General features: G+C 39.4%; 12 protein-coding genes. 5 read left to right on the forward strand and 7 right to left on the reverse strand.

Annotation, left to right across the window (positions count from 1 at the left end; translation table 11 throughout):
* Positions 1-13: 13 nt before the first annotated feature.
* A complete protein-coding gene (locus tag HCN54_RS03075) occupies positions 14-436 on the reverse strand; it encodes a hypothetical protein (protein ID WP_167596480.1) in 423 nt (140 codons plus the stop codon).
* Between the two features lie 250 nt (positions 437-686).
* Entirely contained in the window at positions 687-962 is a 276-nt protein-coding gene (locus HCN54_RS03080) for a helix-turn-helix domain-containing protein (protein WP_240924938.1), read from the reverse strand.
* A gap of 424 nt (positions 963-1,386) precedes the next feature.
* Between HCN54_RS03080 and HCN54_RS03085 the strand changes: the two genes are divergently transcribed.
* Positions 1,387-2,175 (forward strand): sigma-70 family RNA polymerase sigma factor, encoded by a 789-nt coding sequence (locus tag HCN54_RS03085; protein ID WP_167596481.1) that lies wholly within the window; start codon positions 1,387-1,389, stop codon positions 2,173-2,175.
* Between the two features lie 2 nt (positions 2,176-2,177).
* Positions 2,178-3,275, forward strand: coding sequence for a hypothetical protein (locus tag HCN54_RS03090; RefSeq protein WP_167598826.1), 1,098 nt, complete (start codon positions 2,178-2,180; stop codon positions 3,273-3,275).
* Between the two features lie 682 nt (positions 3,276-3,957).
* Here the strand turns inward: HCN54_RS03090 and HCN54_RS03095 are convergent.
* Positions 3,958-4,842 (reverse strand): helix-turn-helix domain-containing protein, encoded by an 885-nt coding sequence (locus tag HCN54_RS03095; protein ID WP_167596482.1) that lies wholly within the window; start codon positions 4,840-4,842, stop codon positions 3,958-3,960.
* A gap of 92 nt (positions 4,843-4,934) precedes the next feature.
* Between HCN54_RS03095 and HCN54_RS03100 the strand changes: the two genes are divergently transcribed.
* From HCN54_RS03100 to HCN54_RS03110, 3 genes are all read left to right on the forward strand, one after another.
* The gene (locus HCN54_RS03100; protein WP_167596483.1) at positions 4,935-5,279 is read left to right on the forward strand and encodes a DUF983 domain-containing protein; all 345 of its coding nucleotides are present in this window, start codon (positions 4,935-4,937) and stop codon (positions 5,277-5,279) included.
* Between the two features lie 429 nt (positions 5,280-5,708).
* Positions 5,709-6,302 (forward strand): hypothetical protein, encoded by a 594-nt coding sequence (locus HCN54_RS03105; protein WP_167596484.1) that lies wholly within the window; start codon positions 5,709-5,711, stop codon positions 6,300-6,302.
* A gap of 117 nt (positions 6,303-6,419) precedes the next feature.
* Positions 6,420-8,210: an erythromycin esterase family protein gene (locus HCN54_RS03110; protein ID WP_167596485.1), complete on the forward strand. Its 1,791-nt coding sequence runs from the start codon at positions 6,420-6,422 to the stop codon at positions 8,208-8,210.
* Positions 8,211-8,264: 54 nt separating this feature from the next.
* On the opposite strand, the gene HCN54_RS03115 is transcribed toward HCN54_RS03110, so the two are convergent.
* From HCN54_RS03115 to HCN54_RS03130, 4 genes are read right to left on the reverse strand one after another with little or no spacing between them, the layout of a single operon-like run.
* The gene (locus HCN54_RS03115) at positions 8,265-9,104 is read right to left on the reverse strand and encodes an endonuclease/exonuclease/phosphatase family protein (protein ID WP_205881696.1); all 840 of its coding nucleotides are present in this window, start codon (positions 9,102-9,104) and stop codon (positions 8,265-8,267) included.
* 12 nt (positions 9,105-9,116) lie between these two features.
* Positions 9,117-9,974: an endonuclease/exonuclease/phosphatase family protein gene (locus tag HCN54_RS03120; protein WP_167596486.1), complete on the reverse strand. Its 858-nt coding sequence runs from the start codon at positions 9,972-9,974 to the stop codon at positions 9,117-9,119.
* A complete protein-coding gene (locus tag HCN54_RS03125) occupies positions 9,974-11,713 on the reverse strand; it encodes a RagB/SusD family nutrient uptake outer membrane protein (RefSeq protein WP_167596487.1) in 1,740 nt (579 codons plus the stop codon). The genes HCN54_RS03120 and HCN54_RS03125 overlap by 1 nt, the downstream gene beginning before the upstream one ends.
* 11 nt (positions 11,714-11,724) lie before the next feature.
* Entirely contained in the window at positions 11,725-15,006 is a 3,282-nt protein-coding gene (locus tag HCN54_RS03130) for a SusC/RagA family TonB-linked outer membrane protein (RefSeq protein WP_167596488.1), read from the reverse strand.
* Between the last annotated feature and the right edge of the window lie 282 nt (positions 15,007-15,288).

Consider the following 15,288-nt stretch of genomic DNA (forward strand, 5'->3'; position numbering starts at 1 on the left):
CGTGTACACCTAACTAGTTTTTGTATTGAAAGACGACTTTATCAGAGGAGAAATTTCCATTTGTATCAATAGCAGTAAACACCGCTGTGTAAGTTCCGATTGTGGTAGTTTCAAAACCTTCAGAAATAGTAATTATTTGTTCAGAATCGCTAAGAGCATGTTGAGTTTTTTCCAAAACAATTGTTCCATCACTATCCGTTACTTGTAATTCCATTTTTTCTAATTCCTTTTCATCTGCCCCTTGGGCTCTCAGATTAACCTTATAGGGAACATTATTATTTCCAATATCTGTCGAGTAGGATAGTAGTAAAATTGGACTTTGTATAAAAACTTTAGGAGCTGTGAGGTCTGTCTCTACTATAGCATCATCAGAACAGCTTGTTAACCCAATTCCGATGATCAGTAATACCAATAAAATTAATTGTAGTCTTTTCATTTTCTTGATTATGAGATGAGACTAAGTTAAACATTACAATAGGAACTGCCTTACAGAACCCTGTATTTTAAATAGCTATGGAGTATAGTTTATTTAGGACTAACATCTAAAGGTGTATAGCCCCATCAGGATTAAAGGACACCCAGATAAGGCTATAATGCAGCTACTAGGTTCACCCGTAGATAAGCCCTAGATAAAGCATAGATAGAGTATGGATACAGTATGAGGAGTGTATGAAAGAGGTATAAGGTTATTTACCTGTTTCCTCCAGTGGAAAATCAAAATCAAAAAGATCTTTAGGATGTATTTCCAAACCTTTGGAAAGCTCAATAATAGTTTGGAATTCTAAGCTTTTTTGACCTTTCTCAATTTTAGAGATAGCACTAAAATCAATATCACATTTTTGAGCTAATTGGCGGTAGCTTAATTTTAGAGCTATTCTTCTTTTAAGAACATTTTCTCCAAATTGTAAAAGATATTTTTGATTAGGAATCATGCGCTCAGCTCTTGATTTAAGCAAGCTCATAAAATTTAACACAAATAATGTAGGTAATACTAACTACAACTTGTTCTTTTTTATATATTTACCTCATAATTATATATTTGCGAAACTTCTTTAAGTAACATATTAGAAGCATTCGCTTTGAATCTCGAATCTAAAACTGGTAATTTTTGAACAGCGAGAGGATAAGCCGGGATGCTCACGACCCGGGCGTGGGCTCTCACTTATTGCTGTAAGGTATACCAGTACCCAGATTCGATAAGTTGAGACCTGCGCCTTTTCTTTTTTCTCAGCACATCTCAACATTCAAGCCGTGTTTCTTCCTTAACGAAGGCGAGCAGCCACACCCCAATTTCAAAATTGGCAACTTGCCGGGTACCCCTATGCCTACAAACAAGCCAAGAACCCCCTAAACTAATGCTTATGTAAGAACTAAAACGGGTTAAGAATGAAACGAACTACAGCAGACAAACACTATATAGGGCTGAAACACGGCTGCCCTAGGGCCTTCAAGGCCATTTATACCCAATACCACCGGCAGATCTATTGGATGGGACGGAGTTTGATCAAAGATGTATTTGTGGTAGAAACCTTGGTACAAGACACTTTTCTCACCCTATGGGAAAAACGCGAAAGCATCGAGTCTTCACAACATCTGATCAATTTTCTATATACCGTCATTTCCAATGAATGCAAATGGTATTATGCGCGGCCTAGAAATCAGTTTAATCGGGAGTGTTATGCTTTAGAAATGATAGACAACTACCAAACCTTTATGCTAGGCTATGACCCCACAGCTGTAGACATACATTTAGAAGACCAGCAACAAAACCAAAAGGAGTATGAGCAGGTGGTGAGGGTGTTACCCCTCTTGGGTGCCCAACGCCAACGCCTTATCGAGCTTTGCTTGCAACACGGGTTTCAATACAAAACTATCTCTGAGCAGCTGGGCATCAGCATCAAAGAAGCCAGTAATACACTCCAGCACACCATCAAAGAGATTAAGAACATCCTGCATCAAGGCTATGTGCTCCAAGCTCAGGAACCTGAGCCAATACAAAACGAAGTAGGGCAGATGACCGAGCAGGAAGCTCATATACTGGCACTCCGTTGCCAGCAGCACTACTCGTTTGCCCAGATCGCTAACGAACTCCAGCTTTCCCAAAAGGAAGTACACCGCGCCTTTACAACAGCCTATAAGCTGTTACAGCAGTACGAACACTTACAATCCGCGTGATGATGAAGAATAAGACCTTAAGCCTTACACGTAAAATTCAGCTCAAGGTAGATCTGCCTACCTATGAAGAGCGTAAAGAAGCAATTGGAAAATTGTACCAATGGCAAAACCGTTGCTTTAAAGCGGCTAACATCATCGTGACCCATTTATACTGCCAGGAAATGATCAAGGAGTTCTTTTACCTGACCGAAGACATCCAATACAAACTGGCCGATCAAAAGAAAGACGAAAATGGCATCTTAAAACGTTCGCGTATCAACACCACCTACCGGGTGATCGCAGACCGCTTTAAAGGAGAGATCCCGATGGAGATCCTGTCTAACCTCAATCGGAGCCTAGAAAGCAGCTTCAACAAAAACAAACCTAAATATTGGAAGGGCGAACGCTCGCTTAAAAACTTCAGGAGGGATATTGGTTTTCCGTTTCCTGCGCGCTGTATGTGGGGCTTCAAGCACGATCCCGAGCGCAATGCCTTTTGTTTTCGCTTATTTCAGATTCCCTTTTGCACCTATCTAGGCAGAGACTTTTCTGATAAGCGGGACCTTTTGCATCGGGCGGTAAACGGGGAGGTGCGCCTACGCACCTCAGAGATCAAACTAACCGATACTAAGATCTTTTGGTTGGCGGTATTTGATATCGAGCAAGAGCAACATTCTTTAAAACCAGAGGTGATAGCCGAAGCTTCCTTGTCGCTAGAGCATCCTATCAGCGTCAAAGTAGGCAACAACAGGTTAAACATCGGGACCAAAGAAGAATTTTTATATCGGAGACTAGCCATTCAAGCTGCGCGGAAGCGTGCCCTGGCCGGAACCGTCAATTCTCGCGGCGGTCACGGCCGCACCCGCAAGCTTAAGGCAGTAGAAAAATATAAAGACAAAGAAACCAAGTACGTCAATCAGCGCTTACACGTTTACAGCAGAAGACTCATAGACTTTTGTGTCAAACACCAAGCCGGCACCTTGATCTTAATAAATCAGGAAGCCAAGATCGAAGCCGCCAAAGAAAATCAATTTGTCCTAAGAAACTGGAACTACTACGAACTCATTAAAAAAATAGAATACAAAGCCAAAAAAGCAGGAATTGAATTAGTAGTGGGCTAGAGTCTTTCAAACTTAAAATCAAGCACCCTTCTCTGGCGGGAGAAGGGCGGGGGGATGAGGCGAGAAATGTGATTTGCACTCAGAATCTTGAATACAAAACCTTGAATTTTGAACAATAATAGCGGGTACTTGTATACCCATAACGTGAGGTTGAATGACACTCACGAAATGCCGCGGGGGCATATACAACGCGTGGGCTTACTTATAAATCAGCTCTAATATAAAACGATGCCAATGAAAGGATAATAAAAGATAACCTGAATGAATTGTAAATAGACCCTTTAGGGTTGAGGGTGCTTGTACACCCGTAAAGTGAGGTCACGGGCACTCACCAAATGCAGGAAGCATATACAACGGCGTGTTCATCTACACTTAGATAACAAGAGCTTTTTAGTGAAGCACATAAAACAAATAAGATTGAGTTTTCAATCTTGAATTTTGAATAGAATCAGAGGGTACTTGTATACCCATAGGGTGAGGCATTGGCACTCACTAAATAGCTTTAAGCTATATACAATGGCGTGAGTTTTTTTATTGGAAAGAGAGTTTATATGCTTTCGAATAAAAAGACAGCGATGAGCTGACAATTACATTTATTTAGCTTTTTGCTAAAAGCTACTGTCATACTAAATCAATACTCCCCATTCCCAAATCTTCATTCTGACATCGGTAATCCACCTCATTACGAATGCTTGCTGATATGCTTATACTTCTTTTGAAAAGCTAATGGACTCAACCCTGTGTTTGATTTAAAATATCTAGAGAAATAAGCATAGTCAGAAAATCCAAGACATTCTGCAATTTCTGAAAGTGAATGTTTAGAATGTACAATGAGTCTCCGGGCTTCCAGTATAACTCGATCTGCAATCAATTGAGTAGTGGTTTTATCAAGAGTTTCGTGGACTACACGATTTAGGTGTCTGGGTGTAATGTGTAATAAATCTGCATAAAACCGAGGTAATTTCTCCTGTTCAAAATACGTGTTAATTGCCTGTTCAAGCTGCTCCAGAATTTTAAAATAACCCGATTTGGAATACTTTGTTAAATCAATAGTTGATGTAAACATTCGGGTAATCTGTATGTAAATATCGTTGATCCCGTTTAAAAGTTTTAATTCTCTCAAAATCCGAGTGCTTACATATTCATCCAAGACATTTTCAAAGAGTGCTTGCACTTCGTTTTTGAAGTCGATATGTACTTGAGGCACATTATGGTACGGATAATAAAACGGAAAAATCTCAAGTTGATGTACTAAAGAATACATCTCATAAAAGGCTTTACTGTGAAAAAATATATAACCTTTGGGTTTTTTATCAAATTTCCAGAAATGGGTTTGACCAGGTTTTAAGAAAAAGACACTACCCGGGTTTATGTTATATGTGTTAAAATCAATTTCATGAGTACCATTACCTTCAGTAAAAAAAACACATAAGTAGAAGTCATGACTGTGAGGCTTGCTAATCAAGTTTTTGTTTTTTAGGAAATGATCGGAAAACCGATTTACATAAACTTCATCTGCAAGTTCTGCAGGCTTAAATTGGTCTATATTGAGAACAGGGGTTTTCATAGAAATGTCTTAAAAGTACAAAAAAGTACGTAAATGGTTTATATGGATATTAAACAAGCTACCCTAATTTTGCTAAGTAAATCTCAGTTACCATGAACACTATTATAAATATTCTAAAAGGAACCTGTCCCAATTGTGAAGAAGGCTCTATTTTTAAAACTAAGGGTAATATTTTTTTGTTGCGTATGCCTAAAATGAATGAGCGCTGCAAAACCTGTAATCATAAATTTGAAAAGGAAACCGGCTTCTTCTTTGGCGCTATGTTTGTTAGCTATGCTCTTGCAGTTGCCGAAATGATAGCGAGCCTCGTACTTTTTTGGATGGTTATGGATCTTTCGCCTCTACTTGTTTTTCTTATCATTGCTGCGATTGCCTTTGTGACCAGTACGTTTAATTTTAGGCTCTCTAGGACCATTTGGATTTATTTGTTTAATTAGTGCGGCAACCTAAGAACATGACTACTAAACTGTAAGAGTGTATTCCACCTGCTTTACCAGTGCCTGATCAAAGTGCCAGATATTTGGATGCTAACTTCCGTGCAGGCTACTCTGGTGGATTCTCAAAACTAGTTCAGGGGTAACACCAACATACCAAAATTCCTCAACCCAAGACTTTGAACAAAATAAGAGGTGCTTTTATACCCATAGGGTGAGGCTCTAACACTCACTAAATAGTCTACTATATACAATGGCGTGAGTTAATTATCTTTAAACCGTTTTAAAATGATTGTACACAAAAGGTCCTAGTTTTATCCAGCCTTAATACTATTAAGAATTATCCCTTGATAAACTCCACGTTTGGTTAATTGTAAAGGTTGGGATAGGTTCCGAATGAAGTGTAATCAACAGCTTATTTTTAAAGAAAACATGAAAAAAATCATACTTCCATTAATACTTATCCTAGTTATATATCACTCTTGTTTAGATCAAAATCAAAATCAGTCTAGTGCAATTGATACAGGGTTATTTAAAGAAGTTCAAAGTGATAGTATATCCTTTAAAATCCCTGATACGCTAAACGTTACACAAAATAAAAGGATAAACGCTTTGGTGCTCTTAAACCCTCAAAGTTCTAAATCATATTATGCGCTTATTTTAAATCCCGCAAAAGACTTAAGAACTACTGAAGAATACATTAAAGCAGTATTTTCAAACTTAAAGAGGGATTATGGTGATTACGAGTATAGTTTAACAAAGGTACACTTGGACACGGGAGCTCATTTTTATTATCTAAATGTCCTTATCGAAGATGATAAGAAAACGTACCGCATACACAATTTGATCTATTTAAAAGATGATCATTTTTATGATTTCAGTTTGCGGGGTTTAAATAAAGACTTTCAAAGTAAAGACTACGGGCGCTTATTTAAAAAAATAGTCTTTAGTACTAGAGTAAACAAAGAAGAGTTGTTTCGTGCAGAAAATACCATAGTAGTAAGAGAGGAGAATGTAGTACTATAGAATCCTTTAGTAGCTGGAAGTTTATAGATATAATTTAAAAGGATTGATAAATACCTAATATGCAACTTCTCATAAGGAAAGAGGTCTATTGATTTGTAATAACCTATCAATTCTATTATGCCGTATTTTCGATCCTGCTTTGTGCTGCTATGTGTAGTAATCAGTATTCAATCTGCTTTTTCCCAAGAAAAATACAATCTGAATTTTAATGATTTTGATCCAAACGAAGAGCGCTTGCCTAAAGGCTGGTTCGTATGGGGTGATTTTAAAACCGTTGTTGGGGATCGAGAAAATCCAAACAATGCAGTAGGTAAAATAGTATCCGACAAAAAAGGAAAATTTGGATGCATTGCCTATCAAATACCGGCAAATTATATCGGAGATACCATTGTACTATCAGGTAAAATCAAGTATGAAAAGGTCAAAAATTATGTAGGGCTGCTCATACGTATTGATGGTAAAAAATCAGTAGCCTTTAGAAGTATGCAATACTTGCAAATGCGGGGTTCTAGGGATTGGAAAGAATATTCGATAAAACTTCCTTATCCTACGAACGCCGCAAACATCTATGTGGGCGGAATTTTAGGCAAAGGAGGTACGGCTTGGTTTGATGATTTTAAGGTGACTATAGATGGAAAAGACATCCAGACCCTTGAAGAAACACCGGTTCAAACTTTAGCGCAAGTAGATAGTAAACAGCTACAACAGGCGATCAAGCAAGCTTCAAGTCCGCTGGATTGGTCTAGAGATGCTCAATTGAGTAAAGATCTGGATGCGTTGATTGAAAAGGTGGGAGATAAGCGCATTGTAGCCTTAGGAGAAAGTACGCATGGCACTTCAGAATTTTACAAGTTAAGAGCTTTACTTACGAAGAGATTAGTAGAAGAAAAGGGCTTTAATCAGGTGGTTTTAGAAAACCCCTATGACAATATCGAACGTTTAAATATGGAATTGGATACCAAACCGCTTGACAGTTTAATCAAGAGGGACCTGTTTTCCATTTATCAGACCGAAGAGGTGAAATCCTTTATAGAATGGTACAAAAGCAAGCGTGCCACTGTTGATGTGGAATTCAAGGGATGTGACGACTCCTATTGGTCTTTCCTTGAAGTCTTGACCGATCGATTAAAAGATACTCCGGATAACCAGTTGGAGCTACAAGTACAACAGCTTAAAACCCACGTATCGAAATCAACTAAAGCTAACCGCAAGAAAGAACTTCGGTTCAACAATTTGATCTATGAGGATATCGTCCAAATCGAAAAGTATTTAAAAGACGCCAATATGCTTGATGAGGATCTTGAAGAGCTCCTGTTCAACGGGAAGAATTCCTATATCAACTATGTGCATGTAAAAAATGGGATGCCCATCCAAAGTCGGGACAAAATCATGGCAGATCGAATAGCGTATTTGGCTAGAGATACTAATAATAAGATCATTGTTTGGGCGCATAATGCACACATTGCTAACGAAGTCATAGCAGACAACGAAATAGGTGTTATGGGGAGAGATCTAAAAGCAGCCTTTGGGGAAGATTACTACACAATAGGGCAAATGACATCAGAAGGGACCTATTCCTATATGGAGGAGAAGTTGATCAATGCGGATGAGGATTATTCCGAAATGCTTGAAACAGCAGTATTGCAGCAGCAAGACGAACTCTTATGGGAAGATCTATTCGCTGAGTGTTCTGAAGCGTTTATACTAGATCAAAAAGAACTAAAGAAGTCTTTTGATAAACGTATTATGGGACTTACCAATTTGGTTGGTTATGCCAAAGAAACTGAAAAAGACCAGTATTTCTTACCGCTTATGGAATATTACGATTCCCTGATTTACATTAACAAAACCCAAGCGACTTCACCTGTTTTTTTGATTAATAACTCAGAATACTCGTTTGATAGATAGGTTTCAGTTTTACAATTTAAATAGTTTACGCAAGAAGGAGGAAGCCGTAACATACTACCATTGAAAACTGGCGAATACCGGTAAATGATCTGATGCATAGTGTTCATCAATGACGCGATGATTGTTGAGCTTGAAAAAAGACTTTGGTTTAAAGGCTATAAAATCAATAGCCTTTGACGGATTTTCTACGGGGATTGTGGGCGGACAAGAGGAGCAGGTTCTTGTAAATACGCTATCGAGTGAGGTAATTACTGGGCTGTTTGCTACTGCATTAAAATCTCCTGCCAAAAGCACAGGCTGGTTCAAATTCGCAGTGATATTTAATAGTTCTTCTATTTGTAAGATCCGGTTGGTATCTTCTTTCTGAGAATCTAAATGGGTACTTGCAAACCAAATGGTCTGCGCATCCGGTAACTGGATCAATGACATAGCCAAAACTCGAGGTTCTCCGTGAGTTTTAGGTTTTGAAGGAAGTTTATAGACCTTAGATGCTATAATAGGGAAACGGGAAAGAATAGCAACACCGTAGGCTCCGTTTTGAAAATCTATTGACTTACCAAAGAATACCTGCATTCCCAGGGCATCTCCAATTTTTTGGGCTTGATTTCCTGAACCCGAGCGCTCCGTATCGGAATCGATTTCTTGTAAAGCAACGAGATCTGCATCACTATCTTTGATGACTTGAATGATGGCTGAGAGGTCTATACTGTCCTTATGCATCGGCGGATTCGCGTGATGAATGTTATAGCTTAAGACCTTCAGTTGATTGGAGGAGTTTCCAAAAGTAGCCGTGGAGCGCTCTTGAGAAAGCATTGGGTAAAAGGATAAAAAAAGGATTATCTTGAAGATAATCCCTTTAGTCATTTTTGTATGCATAGTGTTGTATGGGTTCATTAGGTAAAGCTATTAGTTCTCTGTTAGTTCAACTTTTGCAATCACAGGAAAGTGATCAGAGATATAGCGATCTCCGCGTTGTCCATCTAAAATTTGTAAAGTTAAGGGTTGCACCCCTCCCGAGTAGAATATGTAATCTATTCTACTATCTGAGGTTCTTTCTGTTGCATCCCATCCATTAGCACTGTATTCGGGACCATAGACCTGATCTGCATCTAAAGTAAGGTACGGATCTTTCAATCCGGAGCTTAAGAGGGTAGCGATAGCCTCACTTTTCGGCGAACTATTAAAATCACCCGTGAGTAGCACGGGGGAGGTTCCGGCAATTTCCTTAATTTTTTGAGTAAGTAAAGCTGCACTTGCTATTCGAGCTTGTTTTCCTCGGTGATCAAAATGCGTATTGAAGTGATAGAAGCTTATTCCAGAGTGTTTGTCTTTAAATAAAGCCCAGGTTACAATACGGGGTAAAGCCGCGTCCCAACCCTTGGAAGCGACAACATCTGGTGTTTCTGAAAGCCAAAAGGTATTACTTTCTAAGACTTCAAAGCGCTCTTTCTTATAGAAAATCGCAGAGTACTCTCCTTGAGTTGCACCATCGCGACCTATACCTACGTGCGCGTAATAAGGTAGGAGTACTTCCATATCCAAAAGTTGGGTATGGGTGACTTCTTGGGTACCAATAAGGTCTGCTTGATAAAACCGAATACTGTGGGTGAGCCAGTCTTTACGCTGCTCCCATATATTGATCCCGTCGTCAGGACTATTATAGCGTATATTGAACGAACTTATTACAAGTTCCCTCTTGCTTTTCTGAGCATTTACACTGCTGAATAGGAGCAGTGCAAATGCAATAGATACTAGGGTTCTCATTAGTTCCAACCAGGGTTTTGTTCCAGATTAGGATTGAGTTGTAATTCTCTACGCGGTATAGGGTAGAGGTAATCCTTGTTTTCATCAAAACTTCTGTTGTTAAAATCCGGATGAGGATCAATCAATCCATTCATGTCCAAGGTGAAATCTGAATCTAAGCGATAATATTGAATTCCGCTTATTGGATTCGCTGGTCGTTCTCCTTCATAAAGCACGACATTTATAGCACCATCTCCGGTAAGGTCATATTCACCTGGTCCGGGGAAGTATAAACCTCGAATAGGTTGGGTAAGGGTTTGGCCGGCTTTCCAGCGCACCACATCATCCCATCTGAAGTTTTCCATATACAATTCAATGCGTCGCTCTCGTCTTATTTCTAAAATAACACCAGTATTTGCTCCGGTTACATCGGGATACTGAGCTGCCATAAACGAATCTGGTGCTGCATTTGCTGTATCTAGATTCAAATCAGGCATACCAACGCGTTGTCTTAGTAAATTAATGGAATTATTGAGATCTTCTTGAGATAGCGTTCCTAATTCAGCTTTAGCTTCTGCATAATTCAAGAGCACTTCTCCAAAACGATAGATAGGAAGATCCGTAATAGACTGCCCATTGGTATCATAAACCGGCTCGGTCACATACTTTATGATTTGATAACCGGTAACTGTAGCTCCAAGATTAGGAGCCAACTCAATACTTTGTCCTTTTCGGGTATATCCCGGAGTGCGTATCGTCTGTGCCAAACGAGGGTCTCGATTTTGAACTTCTTCAGTAAAGGACAGTTGATTATAGCCTGCTCTATCTGTAAAACGCGTTCCATCAGCATTCAGATAGCTATTTACAAGATCTTTCGGCATACCTGGACGACCATACGAACTTGTCGTGGTGTAGTAATTTACATTATGACCAATATTAAGATCTTCCGAATACGCACGGGCTAAAATCACTTCAGTTTCATTGGCATCGTGTGAATTAAAAAGCTCTAGATAATCTTGTTCCGGATTTCCTGTGCTGTAAATCTGATAAGGAGAATCTTCAATCAATGCAGTTGATGCTGCTACAGAGGCTTCTAAGTATTTTTCATATCCGTCGATCCCTCTGTATTTCTCGTAAGTTCCCTCATAAAGTCCAATCCTTGATTTTAAAGCCAAAGCCGTATACTTAGTCACTTCATATGTATTTTGCTCTTCATTGAGGTTTTCAATAGCCCAGTCTAGATCTTCAAGCATTTTATCAACAACATACTGTCTTGAATCTCTAGGTTTGGTTAGTGCTTCAGTATCGTCTGGAGCTATGGGAGCGTCATACCAGGGTAAAGCACCAAAGCGTTGGAACTTATCGAAGTAAAACCGTGCTCTAAAAAAGCGAGCTACCCCTCCATAATGGGCTTTAGCCGCTTCATCATCAGATTTTTCGTATTCCTGTAGAAAAAAATTGATGTCACGCAAATATTCCCAATTCCAACCGCCTCCGGTTGTAGGTACAAGCCTTGCGCCACGCATTTCTTCACTCAATTCGGTTTGTATAATATTGTCTGTACTCGCTTCTCCGTTGTAGATGGAAGTACTGGGCCACATCCGGTAAAACCCGTTGGTGTACAGTTGAAGGTCACTAGCGGTATTGAAAAAGGTTTCAGCAGTAATTTCAGATAGCGGTTGCTTGTCTAAAAAATCATCACTGCACGAACTGATGCTGGTTGCAACAAGCAAACCGGCAAGTATATGTTTAACTTTCATAAGGATGTTTTTTAAAATTTAAGAGATAAGCCTAAAGAATAGGCTTCTGAAAATGGATTGGTTTGAGCTGTTCCTCGATTTGCAGAGGTAGAGGGACTGTTTAAATTCACAGAAGCACTTGCGGCTTCCGGATCGATATAATCGGTCAGTTTTGAAAAGGTCAGAAGGTTTTCGCCACTAAAATAGATACGCAGTTTCGTCGCAGCGGTTTTTGATATCAGTCCGTCAGGAAGTGTATATCCTAAGGTCAGATTTTTAAGTCTGAGATAGGCCACGCTTTGCAAGTAGCGATCATTTACCTTTTCTAAGGAACCACCAAGCGCGATATAACCGTAATTTCGGGGATAGTAAGCATCAGTATTTTCTGGGCTCCACATATCGTCTACCATATCTTTTCTGATATAAGAATTATAGGGTCTGTTGTAAGGTCCCCAAAACATTCGAGAGTCTGAATTAGGATACCAATCTTGTTTCCCTACACCCTGAAAGAACACAGAAAAATCAAAGCCTTTCCAATTAGCATTAGCCAAAAAGCTGTATAAATATTGCGGAGCAGAATTCCCGATAATTTCACGGTCTCCAGGATTGTCCACGGTATTTTCACCTTCTCCTATATAGCCATCACCGTCAAGGTCTCTGTATTTTACATCGCCAGGTTGTAGCCCTCCTCCGGAAGTGATTCTATTGGAAACAAAACTCTGGTCTGCATGATTGGCAATCTCTTCTTCGGTTTGAAAAAGTCCATCTATGCGATATCCCCAAAGTTCCCCGATGGTCATCCCTTCATAAAAGTCTACCAGGCTACGGTTAGGATTATCAAAGTTGGTTATTTTGGTTTTTGAGTTGGAAAGGTTCGCACTTACAGACCAGCTGAACGTATCTTCAGCTAATTCAAAATAGTCATTGTAGCTTACGGAAAGTTCAAATCCTTTGGTTCTTAAATCTGCAGCATTTTCTAAAGGAGAAGCGGTACCTAATACACTGGGTAGCGTAGCTCCAGGTGAAAGCATTCCTTGGGTATCTCTTTGAAACCAATCAAAAGAAGCAGATAAGTGGTTGTTAAAAACCCCTACATCAACCCCGAAGTCAAGCGTACTTACTTTTTCCCAGGTGATCTCGCTAGGGTTTAAGGCTGGAGATTCGATATAATTTAAGCGACTTCCATTAAGAACATAGTCATACAATCCATTTGGCAAAGTCGGGAAATAAGCATAATTGCTTATGTTTTGATTTCCTAGAGAACCGTATGAAGCACGGAATTTCAGCAGATCAAAGGTTTCTCCGGTGGCATCCTCAATAAATTGCTCTTTGTTTGCTAACCAAGCACCAGAAAAGGATGGGAAGAATCCCCATCGATAGGCAGATGGAAAGCGTGATGTTGCATCATATCTACCATTAAACTCAGCTACATATTTATCCTTATAATCATAGGATAGTCTATAAAATAAACCTTGAAGCGCCCACTCTGATGCACTACCAGAGGTGGTAGGATTCGATGTTGCCAGTCCTAAGGAGTTTAAGTCATTTGAAATTAAATTCTGCTTACTGGCGTTGATGCTCTTGGTCATGAACGTTTCTTGGTTGAAACCAATAGTAGCTTTTACATTATGATCTCCAAAGTATCCTTTGTACTCGCCATATACATTGAGCGCATCGTATTTGCTTTCAGTGCGATATTCATTAAGATAATCATTCCCCATTAGATCCAATTGTTCAGGATAAATCGAGTAGGGGATACGGGTAGAGCGTTGAAACCTGCTATACTCATTACGTCTAATAGCATAGTTTGCATTTAAGGTTACCCCTTTGATGGGTCTAAGTTCTACAGAAGCGATGTTACTAAACTCATTATTATTGGTTTGCTGTTTAGTGGTTCCTTGTAATAGTCCGGCATACACACCGTCACCAATCGTATAGTTATTCAGTTCCGTACGCCATAAGGCACCTCCATCAGGATTTACAGGAACATAGGAAGGCAGTGCGTGCACCCATATTAAACTTCCCCAAAGATTGCTGTAGTTTCCATATTGGCTACCACTGTGCTCCAGATCTTCTGAGCTGTTGTACTGCATATTGTTAGAGAACGATAACCAGTCTGTGGCTTTGATATCAATTTTGCCACGTAGATTGTACTTATCGTAATAGTCGTCCTGAACTTTCAGGATTCCTTGAGATTGAAAATTACGATAGGAGAAATAGGCTTTGATTTTTTCAGAACCTCCGGAAACAGAAGCATTATAAATTTGTGTTGGATAGGTCTTTCTGAAAAAAGTATTCCACCAGTCCGTATAGCCGTAGTGCACATATTGATCACGCCCATTGCGCTGGTCAATAATTACACGGGCTAGAGAAGGGTCTTGGGAAACTTCATAAAGCGCCTGCATATCTTCTTCCGTATAACCGGTATAAGACGCTCCGCTGTTATTTCTAAAAGCTTCATCCACGATGGAAACTGCTTTAAAAGGGTCAGTAAGAAAATCGGTGTTCATCGTTGGGGAGTTAATAGCTGTGGTCACTCCCAGATTCACTTGAACATTACCTTTATCCGCATTTTTAGTGGTTACTAAGACCACACCAAAGGAACCTCGGGCTCCATAGATTGCGGCAGCTCCGGCATCTTTTAAAACACTGATTGATTCAACATCACTTGGATTGAGGTTGCTCAAGCTTCCTTCTATACCATCAATAAGAATCAGTGGTGTTCCGCCATTAATAGAGGTAAAACCTCTGATGTTAATACGAGGTTCTGCACCTATCTTACCGGTACTTTGAGTAACATTAAGTCCGGGACTTAGACCCTGAAGACTTGAGGTAACGTCGGCTACGGGTCTCTGTTCTAAATTTTCAGTGTTGACCGTGCTAACTGCAGTAGAAAGTTTTTCTCGGCTGGTTTCACCATAACCTACGACAACCACTTCATCAAGTGCATTATTATCTGCTTGTAATTGAACTTGGAGCGGGGCCAAAGATTCAATGGTGATTTCCTGAGTGGTAAATCCTATATAGGAAATTTTAATTACCGCAGGTAATTGAGAAACATTAAGTTCAAAGTTACCATCAAAATCAGAGGAGGCCCCATTGGTGGTATTTACTTCCATAATAGAAGCGCCCGGCAAAGGCATTCCTGTATTGTCAAGAACCGTTCCTGTTAATTTTTGCTGATCGATGTTTGTGTTTAATGGAACGTTGGCAGCATTAATATTGGTTGAGCAGTAGAGTAATAAAGTAATCGTGACCAAAAATTTGGGCACAAGGGCAGGCAATTCAAAAAATTGGAGTAATTTGTTTTTCATCAGAATAGAACTATGGATTTGTACTGTAGTTTTAATTTTAATGACCCGTTTCTGGTGCAACAGAAACGGGCTTTAAATTTTTGGGCTAATTCAAAATAATGTGTCGTATACTAGGGCCTTTAGGAAGTTAGAATTCTATTTGAAGACAAAAGAAGGGCTTATTTGATTCAATTGTATTAACTTAATTTTATCTAAAACTTAAATAGTAAATGGTTTTAGTGAAAAGATTAACCTAAGATTTACAAAGTAGCGGAATAGAAAAAGTTGGTTTAATCTACTTCT

Source organism: Leeuwenhoekiella sp. ZYFB001 (genome assembly GCF_011784865.1).
Taxonomy (GTDB): Bacteria; Bacteroidota; Bacteroidia; order Flavobacteriales; family Flavobacteriaceae; genus Leeuwenhoekiella; species Leeuwenhoekiella palythoae.